General features: G+C 54.1%; 19 protein-coding genes and 3 tRNA genes. 11 read left to right on the forward strand and 11 right to left on the reverse strand.

Features of this window, described 5'->3' with window-relative positions:
- Window positions 1-203: 203 nt before the first annotated feature.
- The 4 genes from EoCCA6_RS07025 to syd form a co-directional block, all read right to left on the reverse strand.
- Window positions 204-653 carry a flavodoxin gene (locus EoCCA6_RS07025; protein ID WP_152082065.1) on the reverse strand — a complete coding sequence of 150 codons (450 nt, stop codon included), beginning with the start codon at window positions 651-653 and terminating at the stop codon, window positions 204-206.
- Between the two features lie 15 nt (window positions 654-668).
- Window positions 669-1454: a tRNA pseudouridine(65) synthase TruC gene (gene truC, locus EoCCA6_RS07030; RefSeq protein WP_152082066.1), complete on the reverse strand. Its 786-nt coding sequence runs from the start codon at window positions 1452-1454 to the stop codon at window positions 669-671.
- Complete coding sequence (locus EoCCA6_RS07035) at window positions 1451-1780, reverse strand: YqcC family protein (protein WP_152082067.1); 330 nt, start codon at window positions 1778-1780, stop codon at window positions 1451-1453. Before EoCCA6_RS07035 ends, truC begins: the two co-directional genes overlap by 4 nt.
- A gap of 631 nt (window positions 1781-2411) precedes the next feature.
- Window positions 2412-2957 carry a SecY-interacting protein gene (gene syd, locus EoCCA6_RS07040; protein ID WP_152082068.1) on the reverse strand — a complete coding sequence of 182 codons (546 nt, stop codon included), beginning with the start codon at window positions 2955-2957 and terminating at the stop codon, window positions 2412-2414.
- A 69-nt stretch (window positions 2958-3026) separates the two neighbouring features.
- Between syd and queF the strand changes: the two genes are divergently transcribed.
- The 5 genes from queF to xni all read left to right on the forward strand — a co-directional run bounded on the left by queF (window position 3027) and on the right by xni (window position 9453).
- Window positions 3027-3869, forward strand: coding sequence for an NADPH-dependent 7-cyano-7-deazaguanine reductase QueF (gene queF / locus EoCCA6_RS07045; protein ID WP_152082069.1), 843 nt, complete (start codon window positions 3027-3029; stop codon window positions 3867-3869).
- Window positions 3870-3985: 116 nt separating this feature from the next.
- The gene (ppnN, locus tag EoCCA6_RS07050; protein WP_152082070.1) at window positions 3986-5350 is read left to right on the forward strand and encodes a nucleotide 5'-monophosphate nucleosidase PpnN; all 1365 of its coding nucleotides are present in this window, start codon (window positions 3986-3988) and stop codon (window positions 5348-5350) included.
- A gap of 514 nt (window positions 5351-5864) precedes the next feature.
- Window positions 5865-7154, forward strand: a complete 1290-nt coding sequence (locus tag EoCCA6_RS07055) for an HAAAP family serine/threonine permease (RefSeq protein WP_152082071.1) — start codon at window positions 5865-5867, stop codon at window positions 7152-7154.
- Window positions 7155-7217: 63 nt separating this feature from the next.
- Entirely contained in the window at window positions 7218-8585 is a 1368-nt protein-coding gene (sdaB, locus tag EoCCA6_RS07060) for an L-serine ammonia-lyase II (protein ID WP_152082072.1), read from the forward strand.
- A gap of 112 nt (window positions 8586-8697) precedes the next feature.
- Window positions 8698-9453, forward strand: coding sequence for a flap endonuclease Xni (gene xni / locus EoCCA6_RS07065; RefSeq protein WP_152082073.1), 756 nt, complete (start codon window positions 8698-8700; stop codon window positions 9451-9453).
- 41 nt (window positions 9454-9494) lie between these two features.
- Here the strand turns inward: xni and rlmM are convergent, their stop codons facing one another.
- The 4 genes from rlmM to EoCCA6_RS07085 all read right to left on the reverse strand — a co-directional run bounded on the left by rlmM (window position 9495) and on the right by EoCCA6_RS07085 (window position 12516).
- Entirely contained in the window at window positions 9495-10595 is a 1101-nt protein-coding gene (rlmM, locus tag EoCCA6_RS07070) for a 23S rRNA (cytidine(2498)-2'-O)-methyltransferase RlmM (protein WP_152082074.1), read from the reverse strand.
- Complete coding sequence (locus EoCCA6_RS07075) at window positions 10588-10983, reverse strand: DUF423 domain-containing protein (protein WP_152082075.1); 396 nt, start codon at window positions 10981-10983, stop codon at window positions 10588-10590. Before EoCCA6_RS07075 ends, rlmM begins: the two co-directional genes overlap by 8 nt.
- Window positions 10984-11022: 39 nt before the next feature.
- Window positions 11023-11940, reverse strand: a complete 918-nt coding sequence (gene gcvA / locus EoCCA6_RS07080; RefSeq protein WP_152082076.1) for a glycine cleavage system transcriptional regulator GcvA — start codon at window positions 11938-11940, stop codon at window positions 11023-11025.
- Between the two features lie 348 nt (window positions 11941-12288).
- Complete coding sequence (locus EoCCA6_RS07085) at window positions 12289-12516, reverse strand: YgdI/YgdR family lipoprotein (protein ID WP_008499648.1); 228 nt, start codon at window positions 12514-12516, stop codon at window positions 12289-12291.
- 192 nt (window positions 12517-12708) lie between these two features.
- On the opposite strand from EoCCA6_RS07085, the gene csdA reads away from it, so the two are divergent.
- Both csdA and csdE read left to right on the forward strand, forming a co-directional pair.
- Window positions 12709-13914 (forward strand): cysteine desulfurase CsdA, encoded by a 1206-nt coding sequence (gene csdA, locus EoCCA6_RS07090; RefSeq protein ID WP_152084414.1) that lies wholly within the window; start codon window positions 12709-12711, stop codon window positions 13912-13914.
- Window positions 13914-14360, forward strand: coding sequence for a cysteine desulfurase sulfur acceptor subunit CsdE (gene csdE / locus EoCCA6_RS07095; RefSeq protein WP_152082077.1), 447 nt, complete (start codon window positions 13914-13916; stop codon window positions 14358-14360). Before csdA ends, csdE begins: the two co-directional genes overlap by 1 nt.
- Here the strand turns inward: csdE and tcdA are convergent.
- Together tcdA and mltA are read right to left on the reverse strand one after the other, a co-directional pair.
- Window positions 14351-15157 carry a tRNA cyclic N6-threonylcarbamoyladenosine(37) synthase TcdA gene (gene tcdA / locus EoCCA6_RS07100; protein ID WP_152082078.1) on the reverse strand — a complete coding sequence of 269 codons (807 nt, stop codon included), beginning with the start codon at window positions 15155-15157 and terminating at the stop codon, window positions 14351-14353. The two genes, csdE and tcdA, sit on opposite strands and share 10 nt — an antisense overlap.
- 77 nt (window positions 15158-15234) lie before the next feature.
- Window positions 15235-16332, reverse strand: a complete 1098-nt coding sequence (gene mltA / locus EoCCA6_RS07105) for a murein transglycosylase A (RefSeq protein ID WP_152082079.1) — start codon at window positions 16330-16332, stop codon at window positions 15235-15237.
- A 208-nt stretch (window positions 16333-16540) separates the two neighbouring features.
- Here mltA and EoCCA6_RS07110 point away from each other — a divergent pair.
- The 3 genes from EoCCA6_RS07110 to EoCCA6_RS07120 all read left to right on the forward strand — a co-directional run bounded on the left by EoCCA6_RS07110 (window position 16541) and on the right by EoCCA6_RS07120 (window position 16837).
- Window positions 16541-16617: transfer RNA gene (locus EoCCA6_RS07110), tRNA-Met, on the forward strand.
- A gap of 33 nt (window positions 16618-16650) precedes the next feature.
- A tRNA-Met gene (locus EoCCA6_RS07115) sits at window positions 16651-16727 on the forward strand.
- A gap of 33 nt (window positions 16728-16760) precedes the next feature.
- Window positions 16761-16837: transfer RNA gene (locus EoCCA6_RS07120), tRNA-Met, on the forward strand.
- A gap of 87 nt (window positions 16838-16924) precedes the next feature.
- Here EoCCA6_RS07120 and amiC read toward each other — a convergent pair.
- Window positions 16925-18178 (reverse strand): N-acetylmuramoyl-L-alanine amidase AmiC, encoded by a 1254-nt coding sequence (amiC, locus tag EoCCA6_RS07125; RefSeq protein ID WP_152082080.1) that lies wholly within the window; start codon window positions 18176-18178, stop codon window positions 16925-16927.
- Between the two features lie 227 nt (window positions 18179-18405).
- Here amiC and argA point away from each other — a divergent pair, with 227 nt between their 5' ends.
- Window positions 18406-19737: an amino-acid N-acetyltransferase gene (gene argA / locus EoCCA6_RS07130; RefSeq protein WP_152082081.1), complete on the forward strand. Its 1332-nt coding sequence runs from the start codon at window positions 18406-18408 to the stop codon at window positions 19735-19737.
- The last annotated feature ends 32 nt before the right edge of the window (window positions 19738-19769 follow it).

Genomic DNA, 19769 nt, shown 5'->3' on the forward strand with positions numbered 1-19769 from the left:
TTTGGTAACTGACGGGAAAAGTATATGAAGGAGTGATGCGTTCCCTCACCGTGCAGGAACACAACATTAAAGGGTGTGTGGAACGTGGATTGGGGCATAAGCCCAAAGCAGTGGAAGATGGTTCACGGAATTAAGGTTTTGGTGCGGCTTCGTTGCCGGGTGGCGGCTTCCCCTGACCCGGCCTACGACTCGTACAGTGCGGGTTATTTCAGTAGCGTCGCCCAGTGCTCAACCCACGGGTTCGATTCACTTTCTGGTTCCGGGTGTTCACCGGCATCAATCAGCAGCATTTCGCCTACGCGCTGCGCGCTTTGCTCCTGTAAAAGCGCATCGAACTGCTTACCACCGCCGCAGAAATTGGCATACGAACTGTCACCTAACGCAATGATGCCGTAGTGAACGTCAGGCTGGTAACCAAGCTGATCTTTAATCCCCTGGAAAAGCGGCACGATGCTGTCCGGCAGATCGCCCTGCCCGGTGGTGGAGGTGACGACCAGGATGTATTTATCTTTATACTTTTCCCAGTCCGCCAGTTCCGGGTCTTCATAGACGGTGGCTTTATGGCCCTGGTTCGCGAGGATCGCCTCGGCCTCTTCCGCCACCAGTAATGAGTTGCCGTACATTGTGCCGACAAAAATGCCTACTTCAGCCATGCTTTGCTCCCTTAATTATTGCGCTTGCTGTTCATCCTGAACGTTGCCTGATACAAACTCAACCCTTTCATTTTCGGGGAGTTGCCCCAGCCAGCCAAACTGTGACAACGCCTGCATCCACACGTCGTCCAGTCCTGCGCGGATCGTCAGCGGTTCGCCAGTAAACGGGTGCGTCAGGCTCAACTCGCTCGCGTGCAACATCAGGCGATTACAGCCAAAGTGTTCCGCTGCGCTGCGATTCTGGCGCAAATCGCCGTGCTTACTGTCTCCGATGATCGGATGGCGCAGGTGCTTCAGGTGACGGCGAAGCTGATGTTTACGCCCGGTTTGGGGCAAAAGCTCAACCAGGCTGTAGCGGGTAGTAGGAAATTTACTGATTGCCACCGGCAACTCTGTGGTCGCCATACCGCGATAGTCGGTCACCGCAGGCTGCGGGCCTTTGTCGTCGCGGGCAAATTTATCAGCGATTTTATCCAGCTCTTCCACCAGCGGGTAATCAAGCCGGGCGGACTCCGTCAGCCATCCGCGTACAATCGCGTGGTAGCGTTTCTGGATAAGATGCTGTTCAAACTGCTGTGCCAGCAGACGGCCAGCTTCGCTGGAAAGCCCCATCAGCAATACGCCGGAGGTCGGTCTGTCGAGACGATGCGCGGTAAAAACATGCTGACCAATCTGATCGCGCACGGTTTGCATCACCACCACTTTTTCGTCGCGATCGAGCCAGCTGCGATGCACCAGCCAGCCCGACGGTTTATTGACCGCCACCAGCCACTCATCCTGATAAAGGATCTCAAGCGTCATGCATTATCACCAGAAAACAGCGCATCCAGCCTTTCTAACTCAGCCAGCATGACATCGCGCGCAGGGTGCGTCGCATCAAGCGCCATTTCATAATAAGGCGACACGGCAAACGCCTGCGGCAACGGGTGGCCCCCCTCAAGCAGGGCGTGCATACGGGGAATTAAAACCCACTGGAGCCATTCAAAGGGTGCCAGCGTATCCAGGCAGAAAGGTTGTGTACTGGCGAACGCCTCTGGCTGTGGCGCAGTGTCCTGCCACAGCTGATGCTGGCGCAAAAGAGTTTCGATGGTGTGCAACTGAGCACGAACGCTATCGTGATGCGTCATAGTGACCTCAACTGAAAAACTGAACGGCGCGCAGCATAGCATTGCGTGATGCAGAAATAAAAAAAGGGAGCACTGTAAAAACAGTGCTCCCGGTTCGTTCCGCAGCATTCCAGCTACAATTCGTGCTCCCTGCTCATCCATGACAACTTTTCCTGATGCCCGAAGGCCTGGTCATCCTTAGACCGCTGCATCCTGCTCACATCATCCTGATGTGTTTGTTTCATCCTGAAACATCCCGGTCATCCTGACCCGCCGACCATCCTGACCGGCTCACGTTCTCCTTCCTGGAGGTGTCCCTTACGCGTCCTGCGTTATCCACTTCGCTTCATCCTGAAGCCTTCCTGTCGCGCCATCCTGACGTGTCCTTTGCGAGAAACGTCATCATCCTGATGTTCGTCTCTCGTGTCGGCATCCTGTCGACAGAGATAGAATCCGCTATTCCGCTTCGTCTTACAACCCATCCTGTGAGCGTTGTAAGCCACGGGAAAGATGCGTCGCCAGTTAAGAAAAGGATTAACAAACTGAAAAACATGAGGAAATTATTATAAGACAAATAAGACATTGCTTAATGCGACGGCGATCTCTCACAAACCTTGTAAGAGATCTCTCACACGTGCAATAGCATGATGGATTACAGAAGTGGCTCAAGTCGGGTAAGGAAATCCGCAAGTGAAGGGGCCAGTACGTCGCGATTGCGGGTGCCGATAGTCTCTTTAATGACTTCGCCAGACAGGTTGCAGACTGAGATGACGTCCAGTTCACTGTCGAGTGTCGCAATAAAGAGCGTCGGAGAAAGTTTAAGGCGTTTCTGCGTGACCAGGTGACCTATCAGGTTCTCCTGAACGCGTTGCAGATCGTCTTCACTCCAGGTCTGCAGTAATGTCAACGCCACGCCATTAAAATGCGCGGCCATATCCCCTGCGAATTGCGTGGTGTAAAACGCGTGAAGCGCAGGTTGTACCACAAGGTCCATTGCGCGTTCAACCGCATTTACATTTTGCTCGCCAGTGTTGGGTTTAGGTTGCCAGATAACGCTCTCGTTCAGCGAAGAGATGATGCAGGGCGAAGGTACGCCATACAGTTCGGCACTTTGCGGCCAGGTGCCGTGCTTTTCCTGCCATGCGTCGCAATAACGGGTCGTGAACGTAGTCAGGGCATTTGCTGTTTCGATATCCACCGGTTTCTCTCTTCTGGTAAGACAGGATAAACTCAGCCTGTAAGTTTACCTGCAAAGTGGCTATGAAACATGTCCTACGAAAATCATCAGGCGTTAACGGGCTTAACGCTGGGGAAATCGACCGATTACCGCGACACCTACGACGCAAGCCTGCTTCAGGGTGTGCCGCGTAGCCTGAACCGCGATCCGCTTGGCCTGCATGCCGATTCACTGCCGTTTGTTGGCGGAGATATCTGGACGCTGTACGAACTCTCCTGGCTGAACGCGCGCGGCCTGCCGCAGGTGGCGGTGGGCCACGTTGAGCTGGATTACGCCAGCGTTAACCTGGTGGAGTCCAAGAGTTTCAAACTGTATCTCAACAGCTTTAACCAGACGAAATTCAACAGCTGGGATGATGTCCAGCATACGCTGGAGCAGGATTTACGCGCCTGTGCGCAGGGTAACGTCACCGTTTCACTGTATCGTCTGCATGAACTTGAAGGGCAACCTATCGCCCACTTCAACGGCACCTGCATAGACGATCAGGATATTGAGGTGGATAACTACGCTTTCAGCACCGATTACCTCGAAAACGCGGCAGGTGAAAAAGTGGTCGAAGAGACGCTGGTAAGCCATCTGCTGAAGTCCAACTGCCTGATCACCCATCAGCCAGACTGGGGCTCCGTGCAGATCCAGTACCGCGGTCCGAAGATTGACCGGGAAAAACTGCTGCGCTATCTGGTGTCGTTCCGTCATCACAACGAATTCCACGAACAGTGCGTGGAGCGCATCTTCAATGATATCCAGCGCTTCTGTCAGCCGGAAAAGCTGAGCGTGTACGCCCGCTATACCCGTCGTGGAGGCCTGGATATCAATCCGTGGCGCACCAACACCGATTTTGTCCCTGCAACGGGCCGGCTGGTGCGTCAGTAATATAAATATTTTCACAATATGCGGGCGGTATTCCGCCCGAGGTGTTGTGAAACGTCATAAGCCAGGGCTATTGTAATCAACAGGGAAAGACGATAATCGTCCCGTAAGGAGCTCACTTGATTACACATATTAGCCCGCTTGGCTCAATGGATATGTTGTCGCAGCTGGAAGTGGACATGCTTAAACGCACGGCCAGTAGCGACCTCTATCAACTGTTTCGTAACTGTTCACTTGCCGTACTGAACTCCGGAAGTCTGACAGATAACAGCAAAGAGCTGCTGTCCCGCTTTGAAAGTTTTGATATCAACGTGCTGCGCCGGGAGCGTGGTGTAAAACTCGAAGTCATCAACCCGCCGGAAGAGGCTTTTGTCGACGGGCGAATTATCCGTTCGCTGCAGGCCAACCTGTTTGCGGTGTTGCGTGACATTCTGTTCGTTAACGGACAGATCCATAACGCTGGCCGTTTCCAGCATCTTGACCTCGAAAGCTCCGTTCATATCACCAACCTGGTGTTCTCCATTCTGCGTAACGCCCGCGCCCTGCATGTTGGCGAGGCACCGAATATGGTCGTCTGCTGGGGTGGTCACTCGATTAACGAAACCGAATATCTCTACGCACGCCGTGTGGGAACGCAGCTCGGCCTGCGTGAGCTGAACATTTGCACCGGTTGTGGGCCCGGCGCGATGGAAGCGCCAATGAAAGGCGCGGCGGTGGGACACGCTCAGCAGCGTTACAAAGAGGGGCGCTTTATCGGCATGACCGAGCCGTCCATTATCGCCGCTGAGCCGCCTAACCCGCTGGTTAACGAACTGATTATTATGCCGGATATCGAAAAACGCCTTGAGGCGTTTGTCCGTATCGCCCACGGCATCATCATCTTCCCTGGCGGTGTCGGTACGGCGGAAGAGTTGCTCTATCTGCTCGGCATTCTGATGAATCCGGCCAACAAAGATCAGGTTCTGCCGCTCATCCTGACCGGGCCAAAAGAGAGCGCTGACTACTTCCGCGTGCTGGACGAATTTATCGTGCATACGCTGGGTGAAGCCGCGCGTCGTCACTACCGCATTATCATTGATGACGCGGCAGAAGTGGCACGTCAGATGAAGAAAGCGATGCCGCTGGTGAAAGAGAACCGTCGTGATACCGGCGATGCCTACAGCTTTAACTGGTCAATCCGCATTGCACCGGATCTGCAGATCCCGTTCGAGCCATCGCACGAAAACATGGCCAACCTGAAACTCTATCCGGACCAGCCGGTTGAAGTGCTGGCAGCCGACCTGCGACGCGCCTTCTCCGGTATCGTAGCGGGTAACGTAAAAGAGGTGGGTATCAGGGCTATTGAGGAGTTTGGTCCGTACAAAATTCACGGTGACCGCGACATGATGCGCCGGATGGATGACATGCTGCAGGGCTTTGTTGCCCAGCACCGTATGAAACTGCCGGGTTCAGCTTACATTCCTTGCTACGAAATCTGCACATAACCGTCTTAAAGCAGACCTCCAGGCCGGGTAGGGATTCATCGTGACCCGGCTTTTTTATTACCGATACAATTCATAACCTTCCCTTATATCATTTATACACATATCCCAAACGCAATCGATTACTTTGTTTTTTGAGCCGCAAATTATCAGCCTTAATCCAAATTAATCGTCAGAAAATACCAAAAACTCCATTTTTTACAGAGAAAGACGCCTATCTACTGGCCTGGTCTTTCAGGCCATATGTTGTTAATGGTAGCCTTCGCGCCCGTAAATTCTCTTTGATGTTTTTTTAACAGATAAATGGTCTAAAGATATCCATATCAAAAGTGGATTATTGCATTTGGGATCGGGATCACTGATAGATTCATCACCAGAATGTATCTTTCCGCCCGCCAATAGTTACGGGCAAAAATTATTAAAAAACCGTCACTGAACGAATTTCATATTACCGTCAGGCACTTTTTCATCGGATTTGACTAAAAACCTGACAATTTGCTTCCTCCAGGAGATACAGATGGAAACCACTCAAACCAGCACCGTTGCTTCGATTGAATCCCGAAGCGGTTGGCGCAAAACGGATACCATGTGGATGCTTGGCCTTTACGGCACAGCAATCGGCGCTGGTGTACTGTTCCTTCCTATTAACGCAGGTGTCGGCGGTCTGATCCCGCTGATCATCATGGCCATCATCGCGTTCCCGATGACCTTCTTCGCACACCGCGGCCTGACCCGCTTCGTGCTGTCCGGTAAAAATCCAGGCGAAGATATCACTGAAGTGGTTGAAGAACACTTTGGCGTAGGCGCAGGTAAGCTGATTACCCTGCTCTACTTCTTCGCGATTTACCCCATCCTGCTGGTGTACAGCGTGGCTATCACCAACACCGTTGAAAGTTTCATGATGCACCAGTTGCAGATGACGCCGCCTCCGCGTGCCATTCTGTCGCTGATCCTGATTGTGGGCATGATGACGATTGTGCGCTTCGGTGAGCAGATGATCGTTAAAGCAATGAGCGTACTGGTGTTCCCGTTTGTTGCCGCTCTGATGGTGCTGGCGCTGTACCTGATCCCACAGTGGAACGGTGCCGCGCTGGAAACCCTGTCCCTGAGCAGCGCATCCGCAACCGGTAACGGCCTGATGCTGACCCTGTGGCTGGCAATTCCTGTGATGGTGTTCTCCTTCAACCACTCACCAATCATCTCCTCCTTCGCAGTTGCGAAGCGTGAAGAGTACGGCAATGGTGCAGAGAAGAAGTGCTCCAGCATCCTGGCACGTGCACACATCATGATGGTACTGACCGTGATGTTCTTCGTGTTCAGCTGCGTGCTGAGCCTCTCCCCGGCGGATCTGGCTGCAGCGAAAGAACAGAACATCTCTATTCTCTCTTACCTGGCGAACCACTTTAACGCGCCGCTGATTGCGTGGATGGCACCTATCATCGCGATTATCGCTATCACCAAATCCTTCCTGGGCCACTATCTGGGCGCACGTGAAGGCTTCAACGGTATGGTGATTAAATCTCTGCGCGGTAAAGGCAAGAGCATTGAAATCAACAAACTGAACAAAATCACTGCACTGTTCATGCTGGTCACCACCTGGGCGGTCGCGACCCTGAACCCAAGCATCTTGGGTATGATTGAAACCCTGGGCGGCCCGGTTATCGCAATGATTCTGTTCCTGATGCCAATGTACGCGATTCAGAAAGTGCCTGCGATGCGTAAATACAGCGGCCATATCAGCAACGTATTCGTTGTAGTTATGGGTCTGATTGCCATCTCTGCCATTTTCTACTCGCTGTTCAGCTAATACCTCCTGCGCCGTTTTCGGACGGCGCACTCCTCCCCTCTGACTGATAGCAATGGACGCATCATGATTAGCGTATTCGATATCTTCAAAATCGGTATTGGTCCTTCCAGCTCTCACACCGTCGGACCAATGAAAGCCGGTAAACAATTCACGGATGACTTGATTGCACGCGGCATTTTGCACGACATCACCCGCGTGGTTGTCGATGTATACGGTTCCCTTTCCCTGACTGGTAAAGGCCACCATACCGATATCGCCATTATCATGGGCCTGGCAGGAAACCTGCCGGACACCGTTGATATTGATGCGATCCCTGGTTTCATCCAGGACGTGAATACCCACGGTCGTTTGCTGCTGGCAAACGGCGAGCACGAAGTTGAATTTCCGGTTGATCACTGCATGAATTTCCATGCCGACAACCTGTCGCTGCACGAAAACGGCATGCGTATTACCGCGCTGGCTGGCGACAAAGCGGTTTATAGCCAGACGTATTACTCCATCGGCGGCGGTTTTATCGTCGACGAAGACCATTTTGGTCAGACCAACAATTCTGCAGTTGAAGTGCCTTATCCGTACAAAAACGCGGCGGATTTGCAGCGTCACTGCCAGGAGACGGGGCTTTCCCTCTCCGGCCTGATGATGAAAAACGAGCTGGCCCTGCACAGCAAAGAAGAGCTTGAGCAGCACTTTGCTAACGTCTGGGATGTGATGCGCGGCGGTATTGAACGCGGGATCACCACCGAAGGCGTTCTGCCGGGCAAGCTGCGCGTACCGCGTCGTGCGGCAGCGCTACGCCGTATGCTGGTCAGCACTGACAAAACCACGACTGACCCGATGGCGGTCGTGGACTGGATCAACATGTTTGCACTGGCAGTAAACGAAGAGAATGCTGCGGGCGGCCGCGTGGTGACTGCGCCGACCAACGGTGCCTGCGGTATCGTGCCCGCCGTGCTGGCGTACTACGACAAGTTTATCCGCGAAGTAAATGCGAACTCACTGGCGCGCTACCTGCTGGTCGCCAGCGCGATTGGTTCGCTGTACAAAATGAATGCCTCCATTTCGGGCGCGGAAGTGGGTTGCCAGGGTGAAGTCGGCGTGGCCTGCTCCATGGCTGCGGCGGGTCTGGCAGAGCTGTTGGGCGCAAGCCCAGCTCAGGTGTGCATTGCGGCGGAAATCGGCATGGAACACAACCTGGGATTGACCTGCGACCCGGTCGCCGGACAGGTGCAGGTGCCATGCATCGAGCGTAACGCTATCGCCTCCGTCAAAGCGGTGAACGCGGCGCGTATGGCGCTGCGTCGCACCAGCGAACCACGCGTCTGTCTCGATAAGGTTATCGAAACCATGTACGAAACCGGCAAAGATATGAACGCCAAATACCGCGAAACCTCTCGCGGCGGCCTGGCGATGAAGATCGTTACCTGCGATTAAGCCTCTCAGGAAGCCTCGTTTTGCGAGGCTTCTTCCTGTTTTCCCCACCACGCATAGTTTCATACTTCTGACAGTGTTACCCTTCACCCATTAAACAGAAGGGAGATTATCTGTGGCTGTTCATTTGCTAATCGTCGACGCGCTCAACCTGATCCGCCGTATCCATGCGGTACAGGGCACGCCCTGTAAGGACACATGTCTGCACGCGCTTGAGCAGCTTATCCGCCATAGCGAGCCCACGCATGCCGTTGCTGTGTTTGACGACGAAGCACGAAATACGGGCTGGCGGCACCAGCGCCTGCCCGACTACAAAGCCGGACGCGCGCCAATGCCCGACGACCTTCATGCCGAAATGCCCGCTATCCGCGCAGCCTTTGAACAGCGCGGTGTCCCCTGCTGGGGCGCACAGGGTAATGAAGCAGACGATCTGGCGGCAACACTGGCCGTAAAGGTGGCGGGGGCGGGGCATCAGGCCACTATCGTTTCAACCGACAAAGGCTACTGCCAGCTTCTCTCTCCAACGATCCGCATTCGCGACTACTTTCAAAAGCGCTGGCTGGATGCGCCGTTTATTGCCAGTGAGTTTGGCGTCTCGCCGAAGCAGCTCCCCGACTACTGGGGGCTGGCAGGAGTCAGTAGCTCTAAAGTGCCTGGCGTCGCCGGTATTGGGCCAAAAAGTGCCGCACAATTGCTGACCGATTTTGACGATCTTGAAGGGATCTACGCCCGGCTGGATGAAGTACCGGAAAAATGGCGCAAGAAGCTGGAGGCACATAAAGAGATGGCATTTATTTGCCGGGAAATCGCAACGCTACAGACGGATTTACAGCTGGACGGGAATTTGCAGCAGTTAAGGTTGGTCTTGTAGGCCCGGTAAGCGCAGCGCCACCGGGCAAAACAAAGCTCGGACTATCGCTCGTCGCGACGTCCGCCCACAGCCGCCCACCAGCGACGAATGTGCACCGTCACCTCTTCGCGGTCGTGATACAACTGGCGCGCCTGGATCTCCACGTTAATGCCGTGCTCATCCATCTGCTCCTGAATGTACGCCAGATTCTGTGACACTTCCTCGTAGCGCTTTTTCATTGGCAGTTTGAGATTGAAGATCGTCTCACGGCACCAGCCATTGACCAGCCAGGAGGCCATAAGCGCGGCCACTTTTGCGGGTTTCTCAACCATATCGCACACCATCCAGGAGATGTTGTTGCGGTTAGGTCGATAGCGGAAACCATCTTCACGTAGCCAGGTGACTTGTCCGGTATCCATCAGGCTTTGCGCCATCGGGCCGTTATCCACTGAAGCAACCCACATGTTGCGTTTCACCAGCTGATAGGTCCAGCCGCCAGGACACGCCCCGAGATCAACTGCGTACATGCCGTTTGCCAGACGCTCGTCCCACTCATCCGCCGGGATAAAGACGTGGAACGCCTCTTCCAGCTTCAGCGTTGAACGGCTCGGTGCATCCGCCGGGAATCGCAGACGCGGGATGCCCATAAAGAACGGAGAGTTGTTAGTGGTGTAGGAGTAACCGGCGTAGCAGCAGCCTGGTGCAATGAAGAAGATGTGCACCACCGGGCGTTTCGGCGTTTCATAGTTCGTCAGCACGCCCGCATCACGCAACGCAGCGCGTAGCGGTACGGTGAACTTACGGCAGAACTTCATCAGCTCTTTGCTTTCGTTGGTATCAGCCACCTCGACGCGCAGATCGCCGCCCTTCTCCACCACACCCTGCAGCATACCTACAATCGGCGTAATCCGGTCTTCCGGCGGAAGATCCTTCAGCAGTTCACCCGCAACAAACATCTGACGGGCGAAAATCAGTGAACTGAACGGCAGTTCACGCGCCAGCTTGTCGGCATCATCAGCCTGATAACATTCGAACACCACATAGCCCGCGTTTTCTTTAACGCGCGCAAAACCGAACACTTCGCGCTTCGCCGCTTTATCGGTAATTTCCGCGGCGCACTCTTTCTCAAACCCTGGGCGACAATATAAAACAACCTTATTCATGAACAACGCCCTTGCGTTTCAGACGGATAGCTCCGATAAACATTAATACCCATCCTGCCAGGAAGCTGACGCCGCCGACAGGTGTAACAAACGCCCACAGGCGTAAATGCGAGAGTGCGAGACAATACAGACTACCGCTAAACAGTACCGTGCCCAGTGCCAGAAACACGCTGCTCCAGTAAAACCAGATGCTGATACGGCGCTGCATCGCCACCGCCAGCCCAAAGATGGCCAGGGTATGGAACGCCTGATATTCGAGGCCGGTCTGGAGCCAGCCCATTTCTACCACCCCTAAAGACTTACTTAACACATGCGCGCCAAAGGCACCCAGTGCGACAAAAATAAAGCCACTCACCGCGGCAAAAATCAGCATGAATCGGCTGGTCATGTTTCGGTCCTAAAGTGATGCGTGCTCAGCACACAAAAGTTATTGTTCATACCTGAAGCGGAATTTTTCTTGCTCATTTGCCGCTTTGGACAGTATCCACTGTCGGAAGGCGGCTATTTTACCCAGTTCTGCCTGACTGTCATGACAAACCAGATAAAACGCATTCTTGCTGACCAGAACATCATTAAACGGGCAAACCAGACGGCCAGCCTCAATTTCGGACTGCGCCATCACGTTGTTCGCCAACGCAACGCCCTGCCCGTGAATAGCAGCCTGTAACACCATTGCACTGTGGCTAAAAATGGGGCCCTGCTGCACATTTATATGACTAAGACCTAATTGGCGGGTATAAGTTTGCCAGTCACGGCGAGAAGCATCATGTAAAAGCGTATGTTGTGCCAAATCAGCGGGCGTCTTTAGCGCCTTGTCGCCCGTCAGCAATAAAGGTGAGCAGACCGGCAACAAATATTCTGCGTATAATTTCTCGACACGCAAGCCCGGCCAGTTACCGCGACCATAAAAAATGGCGACGTCCACATCATCCGCCAGTTTATCTTCCTGGCGATCCACCGCCTGGATGCGGACATCAATTCCCGGATAAGCTGAGTTAAAGCTGGAGAGTCTTGGCACCAGCCACTGAATGGCAAAACTGGGTAATAAACTGACCGTCAGCGCGCCTTTAGCACTGCGCGCCTGCAGCTTACGCGTCGCTTCCGTGAGCTGGGAAAAAATCTCTTTAATATCCTGAAAATAGCTCTGACCTTCTTCGGTCAGGAGCAAGGAGCGGTTGCGGCGGCGAAACAGCTTAAGCCCCAGGAAATCCTCCAGTGACTTGATTTGATGACTTACTGCGGCCTGTGTCACAAAAAGCTCATCTGCTGCGCGGGTGAAACTCAGGTGACGTGCTGCGGCATCAAAAACACGTAATGCATTAAGAGGTGGCAATCGCTTCGACATGGTTATCTGGCTTAGATGTTAACGAGATTTAACATATAGGAAACAACGTTTAACCTATTAGTTTTTTTTATCTGAGCCATTATAATTTGTCCGTTGAGGAACTACCAGCAAATACCTATAGTGGCGGCACTTCCTGAGCCGGAACGAAAAGTTTTTTTGGAATGCGTGTTCTGAAGAACTTTTGGCTTACGGTTGTGATGTTGTGTTGTTGTGTTTGCAATTGGTCTGCGATTCAGACCACGGTAGCAACGCTACCAATTTTTCACTTCCTGTACATTTACCCTGTCTGTCCATAGTGATTAATGTAGCACCGCCAATTTGCGGTGCTTTTTTTTGCCTGTCTGACTGTTAATGCTCGATTTCTTTCATCTCTTTCACGTCCGTGCGGTTGATCTGCTGCTTGTTCCCGTTAGCATCTTTGTATGAAATCATCCCGGTATCGTTATCGGTTGTCGGTTTCCCTTCCGAAACGATAGAACGACCATCGTTGGTGTGCATCACATAGTTGTTACCAGAACAGGCGCTCAGGGCAAAGGTAAACGCACAGGCAGAAATGATTGCAGCTGTCTTATTCATGATTATTCTCCTTTAGCAATTAATGCTATTCAAACCTCGATTTATAACAGGCTAAAACATCCACCTAACACTATTTAGCATAACCTGCTTTTTCGAGGTCGCCAGGATATGCAGACGAATCTGATAGATATCAACTTCCTTGCCCTGCCGCTGAAATTGCGCGACGATCTCTCTATCGACATGAGGAATTCCATGAACGCTTTCAGTCCTGCGCAGTTTCGCGCACAGTTTCCGGCGCTGGCTGATGCCGGTATATACCTTGACAGCGCCGCTACGGCATTAAAACCACAAGCGGTTATCGAGGCAACGCAACAGTTTTACAGCCTGAGTGCAGGCAATGTGCATCGCAGCCAGTTTGCCGAGGCGCAACGCCTGACCGCACGCTACGAAGCCGCACGCGATCAGGTTGCACGCCTGATCAATGCCAAAAGCGGGAAAAATATCGTCTGGACGCGGGGCACCACCGAGGCTATCAATATGGTGGCTCAGTGCTATGCACGACCGCTCTTGCAGCCGGGTGATGAAATCATCGTGAGTGAGGCCGAACACCACGCTAACCTGGTACCCTGGCTGATGGTTGCCGGGCAAACGGAGGCTCGCATCATCAAACTGCCGCTGGCGGCAGACTGCCTGCCAGACGTGGCGCGATTACCTGAACTGATTACGCCCCGCAGCCGTATTCTGGCGCTGGGGCAGATGTCCAACGTGACCGGAGGCTGCCCGGATCTGGCCCGCGCCATTGATATCGCCCATGCCAGCGGCATGGTGGTGATGGTCGACGGTGCGCAGGGAGTCGTGCATTTCCCGGCAGATGTGCAGAAGCTGGATATCGATTTCTACGCTTTCTCAGGGCACAAACTGTACGGGCCAACCGGCATCGGGGCGCTGTACGGTAAGCCGGAACTGCTGGCAAAAATGACGCCATGGCTGGGTGGCGGCAAAATGATCACCGAAGTGACCTTCGACGGTTTCAAAACCCAGGACGTGCCCTACCGTCTGGAAGCGGGCACGCCGAACGTGGCGGGCGTAATCGGCCTTAGCGCTGCGCTGGAGTGGCTGGCTGAGACAGACATTGTTCAGGCCGAAAGCTGGAGCCGGGGTCTGGCAACGCTGGCAGAGGAAGAACTCAGAAAACGCCCTGGTTTTCGTTCATTCCGGGTGCAGGATTCCAGCCTGTTAGCCTTTGATTTTGCAGGCGTTCATCATAGCGATATGGTGACACTCCTCGCCGAATACGGTATCGCCCTGCGTGCCGGACAACACTGTGCCCAGCCGTTGCTGGCAGCCCTGGGCGTAAGCGGTACGCTGCGTGCTTCATTTGCGCCGTACAATACGAAAAGCGACGTTGACGCGCTGGTTGCCGCTGTTGACCGCGCCCTTGAATTACTGGTGGATTAATGACGAGTTCAGCGTTAGCCGGACACCCGTTCGGCACCGTTATTACGGAAGAGACGTTAAAACAGACCTTCGGCCCTTTGAGTCAATGGGAAGATAAATACCGTCAGCTGATTTTACTCGGCAAACAATTGCCTGCCCTGTCAGACGATCTTAAAGCTCAGGCAAAAGAGATCGCGGGCTGCGAGAATCGCGTCTGGCTTGGGTTTAGCGTCTCCGGTGAGAAGCTGCATTTCTTTGGCGACAGCGAAGGGCGGATTGTGCGTGGCCTGCTGGCGGTGCTGTTAACCGCCGTGGAGGGTAAAAGCGCCGCAGAACTGTTGGCACACTCGCCGCTGGCGCTGTTTGATGAGCTTGGACTCCGCGCACAGCTGAGCACCTCGCGCGGTCAGGGATTGATCGCGCTCAACGAGGCCGTGCTGGACGCGGCGCGTCAGGCTCAGGCCTGACGTTCCGCCTTCGCCATCATCTTCTTCAGGGCGTGAGACACCGCCACAAAACCGAAGGACGCGGTCACCATAGTGGCCGCTCCGAAACCGGAGGCGCAATCCATTCTTTTTGGCCCTTCCGCCGTGCTTTTCATTGCACACACCGAACCGTCTGCCTGCGGGTAGACCAGCGCTTCAGTAGAGAATACGCAGTCCACGCCCAGCTTGCCTTTACTGTTTTTCACCACGTTGAAGTCATTTTTTAGCCGTTCGCGCAGCTTGGCCGCCAGCGGGTCCTGAATGGTTTTCGCCAGATCGGCCACCTGGATCTGCGTCGGATCGATTTGCCCGCCCGCTCCACCAGTGGTGACCAGTGGAACCTTATAACGGCGACAATATGCGATTAACGCCGCTTTTGGACGCACGCTGTCAATGGCGTCAATCACATAGCTGTAGCCTTTGCTCATGTACTCTGCAACGTTATCTGCCGTTACAAAGTCATCAATCACCGTGACGCGGCACTCCGGGTTTATCAGGCGAATACGCTCCGCCATCACCTCGGATTTCGCCAGCCCGACGCTATCCCGCAGGGCGTGAATTTGACGGTTGGTGTTGGTCACGCAGACGTCATCCATATCAATCAGCGTGATCGCGCCAATCCCGGTTCTCGCCAGCGCTTCCGCCGCCCAGGAGCCAACGCCGCCGATGCCCACAACGCAGACATGCGCATCCGCAAACAGCTGCAGGGCTTTTTCACCATATAAACGTGCCGTGCCGCCAAAACGCTGACGCCAGGCATCGCTGATTACTACAGACATAGAACCTCAGATGTAAAAAGGGTGAGGTTAATCCTCACCCCTGCTCAGTTATCTTTATACTGCTCAGAATACCACAATCAACCGCTGAATACGTTTCCGGCACCAGGGGCGGCTTTCAGCACCCAGACGCGTCCGTAGTGGTTATACCAGCCCGCACGGTGGCCCGCATCCGGGCCGATGCCCTGATAAATATCGAAGTGCTGGCCTTTAATCGCGCCACCCACATCCAGCGCAACCATCAGACGCAGCTCATACTGGCCGTTGAATTTGCCGTTGTTGTCCAGCAGAGGAACTTCCGCCAGCAGCGTGGTGCCCGCCGGAATAATAGAGCGATCCGACGCGACAGACGCGCGGCCAATCAGCGGCACCGCACTCGCCCCTTTCACCGGCGCAAAGTTTTGCGGTTTAAAGAAGACGAACGACGGGTTCTGCTCCAGCAGCTCACGCACTTCGGCTTCGCTGTGCTTTTCGCCCCACTCGCGGATCGCCTGCATCGACATATCTTCTTTCTTCACTTCACCACGGTCGATCAGCACTTTCCCGATACTGCGGTAGGCATGGCCGTTTTTACCGGAGTAGCTGAAGAAGTTAAGCGGAGAACCATCACCAAAATCAATATAACCGCTGCCCTGAACGTCCATGATGAAGTTATCCATCAAAGAGTTACTGTAGGCCAGGACATAGTTTTCGCTAAGCGCACCGGCGTAGATCTCGGCACGAGACGGCAAACGGCCACGTTTTGGCGGCATACGATAGATGGGATACTGAAACTCCCCCTGACGCGTGTGGCGCGCCTGAATAACCGGCGTGTAATAGCCGGTGAACTGGACGTTACCGTAGTTATCCGCCCCTTCCATCTGCCAGGCGTCGATACCAAACTGGCGCATATTGCGCGTATCACCGCCCGCGCGCAGCCAGTCCTGTACCGCACTATAAATGTTGCTCTGTGAGCCATAGAGGCGCGGCGACGCATTGCGGATCTGGTAGACCTGTTCGGAAAAATCTCCGGCGTTAATCGGTGCGCCGACGGCATCGGGCTGGTTAACTAAAGAGAAAGGCTGGGATAATTTCCCGTCTTTATACTGTTGACCACGATCGGTCGGTTTAGAAGAGCAGGCCGCAAGAATGGCTACCATTGCGCCCGTCATCAGATACTTCGCCCAACGTCCTTTCATTATGTCTCGTCTTTTAGTTGCCCATTTCCGCGTGATGAAGATAACAAACCGCCCGTTTTAATGAAATGCAATCACATGCCCTTTGGCAAATTTTGCGCAAAAAATAGTCCAAACGTCGCAATGTCGTTCAATTTACATACAAAATAATGAATTATGTGAAAAAGGGGTTGCATCACAAACCTATCCGAGTATAGTGCGCTTCCACGGACGCGGGGTGGAGCAGCCTGGTAGCTCGTCGGGCTCATAACCCGAAGGTCGTCGGTTCAAATCCGGCCCCCGCAACCAATACAATGTGATGAAGTACAAGCAGTACGGTGACGCGGGGTGGAGCAGCCTGGTAGCTCGTCGGGCTCATAACCCGAAGGTCGTCGGTTCAAATCCGGCCCCCGCAACCAACACAATGTGATGAAGTAAAAGCAGTACGGTGACGCGGGGTGGAGCAGCCTGGTAGCTCGTCGGGCTCATAACCCGAAGGTCGTCGGTTCAAATCCGGCCCCCGCAACCAATACTTCTTAAACAATAAACACCCTTAAGGGTGTTTTTTTGTATCTGCGGTTTGTGAATTTGCCGGGCGTTTACCCGGCTTAAGAAACTACCCGCGTCGCGCCAGCGTCGCCCCGTCCGAGAAATACGCCCGTATCCCTGCCAGAATCGACTCGGCCACTTCCTGCTGGAATTTCGCTGTCTTGAGCTTACGCTCCTCTTCCACATTACTGATAAACGCGGTTTCGACCAGAATCGACGGGATATCCGGCGCTTTCAGTACCGCGAAGCCGGCCTGTTCTACGCTGTTTTTATGCAACTTGTTGATATTGCCCAGCTTACCGAGCACCGCTTTACCAAACTTCAGGCTATCGGTGATGGTCAGTGATTGCACCATATCAAACATGGTGTGGTCGACATAACGATCGCCGCTTTTACTCACGCCACCGATCAAGTCAGAGGCGTTCTGCGTGTCCGCCAGATATCTCGCTGCGGTACTGGTCGCCCCTTTCGTTGACAGCGCAAACACCGACGAGCCGCTCGGCTGACGGCTGGTAAACGCATCCGCATGAATCGAGACGAACAGGTCTGCGCGTTGCTTTTGTGCTTTCGCCACGCGGACTTTCAGCGGAATAAAGACATCTTCGTTGCGCGTCATGTAGGCACGCATATTGCCTTCTTTGTCGATTAAAGCCTTCAGGCGGCGCGCAATTTGCAGCACCACATCTTTTTCCCGCGTGTGATATTTGCCGACAGCACCGGAGTCCTCCCCGCCGTGACCAGGATCGAGCATGATCACAATCGGTCGATCGCGCCCGGCTTTTCCCGGCTGTGGACCGCTTTGCGCCGGGGGAACCTGACGCTGGAGATCGCCTTTGTTGTAGTCTTCCAGCAACGCCAGCAGCGGGTCCTGAATGTCCGTCGCATTGGCCGGATAGAGATCCATCACCAGGCGTTCTTTAAAGGCCGCAACAGGCGCAAGCGCAAACAGTTGCGGTTTAACGTTCTGTTTCAGCTCAAATACCATGCGCACGGTTTGAGGATCAAACTGCCCGACACGCGCCGACTTAATAAATGGATCGTCGCCACGGATCTGCGCCGCCATTCCTTTCAGCACGGAGTTCAGGTTTACGCCTTCGAGATCCACCACGACACGCTCAGGGTTGCTGAGGGCAAATTGCTTATATTTCAGCACGCGATTGGATTCTACCGTCACGCGCGTATAGGTCGACGACGGCCAGACGCGCACCGCCACGACCTGGCTTGTGGCGGCAAGACCCACCTGACTGACGCTAAGCAACCACATCGCCCCGGCCCCTTTTAACAAGCGGCGGCGGCTTATTGCTGAATTGGCTCCCGACATGCTTCTCCCGAGCAAGAAATCTCATTAATAAACAAAACGTCCAAATTGACCGAAAACTTTAACGAATGACGCATAAACTGTCATCTATAAAAGGGTAAACATTCCTATGCTAACGCACGGATTACTTATTCATTTCTGTGGGTCGCAGAAAATTTAGGCTTGCGCGCACGGCCACAATCGAATAAAAATACATAAATTACGAATAAACATTCATTAAGGGTTGTGCCATGGTGAAGGAACGTAGAACCGAACTGGTCCAGGGATTCCGCCATTCTGTTCCCTATATCAACGCCCATCGGGGAAAAACGTTTGTCATCATGCTTGGCGGCGAAGCCATTGAGCATGAAAACTTTTCCAGCATCGTCAATGATATTGGCCTGTTGCACAGCCTCGGTATCCGGCTGGTTGTGGTGTATGGCGCACGTCCGCAGATTGACGCCAACCTGGCGGCACACCACCATGAGCCGATTTACCACAAGCACACCCGCGTAACCGATGCCAAAACGCTGGAACTGGTTAAGCAGGCTGCGGGGCTGCTGCAGCTGGATATCACTGCGCGCCTCTCGATGAGCCTGAACAATACGCCGCTGCAGGGCGCGCATATCAACGTGGTGAGCGGCAACTTCATCATCGCTCAGCCTCTTGGCGTGGACGACGGTGTGGATTATTGCCACAGCGGTCGCATTCGCCGCATCGATGAAGACGCCATTCATCGCCAGCTGGACAGCGGTGCCATCGTGCTGATGGGGCCCGTGGCGGTCTCCGTGACGGGTGAAAGTTTTAACCTGACGTCTGAAGAGATCGCCACCCAGTTGGCCATCAAACTGAAGGCGGAAAAAATGATTGGGTTTTGCTCCTCGCAGGGCGTCGTAAACGATGAAGGGGTGATTGTGCCGGAGCTTTTCCCTAACGAAGCCCAGGCCCGCGTGGAAGCGCTGGAAGCCGAGGGGGATTATCACTCCGGCACCGTGCGTTTTTTGCGTGGCGCAGTAAAAGCCTGCCGTAGCGGTGTGCGGCGTAGCCACCTGATTAGCTATCAGGAAGATGGAGCCCTGCTGCAAGAACTGTTCTCCCGTGATGGTATCGGGACGCAGATCGTGATGGAGAGTGCCGAGCAGATCCGTCGCGCTACCATCAATGATATCGGCGGTATCCTGGAGCTGATCCGCCCGCTGGAGCAACAGGGGATTCTGGTTCGTCGCTCCCGCGAACAACTGGAGATGGAGATCGACAAATTTACCATTATCCAGCGCGATAACCTGACCATTGCCTGCGCTGCGCTCTACCCGTTCCCGGAAGAGAAGATCGGCGAAATGGCCTGCGTGGCGGTGCATCCGGACTATCGCAGCTCATCGCGGGGCGAAATGTTGCTGGAGCGGGTGGCGGCCCAGGCGCGCCAGATTGGACTCAGTAAGCTGTTTGTCCTGACGACACGCAGCATTCACTGGTTCCAGGAGCGCGGCTTTACGCCGGTAGATATTGATTCCCTGCCGGAAAGTAAGAAAGAGATGTACAACTACCAGCGCCGGTCAAAGGTACTGATGGCCGACCTGGGGTAATATAACGCCCTCTCCGTCCGGCGAGGGCTTTG

The organism is Enterobacter oligotrophicus (assembly GCF_009176645.1).
GTDB classification, from domain to species: Bacteria; Pseudomonadota; Gammaproteobacteria; order Enterobacterales; family Enterobacteriaceae; genus Enterobacter; species Enterobacter oligotrophicus.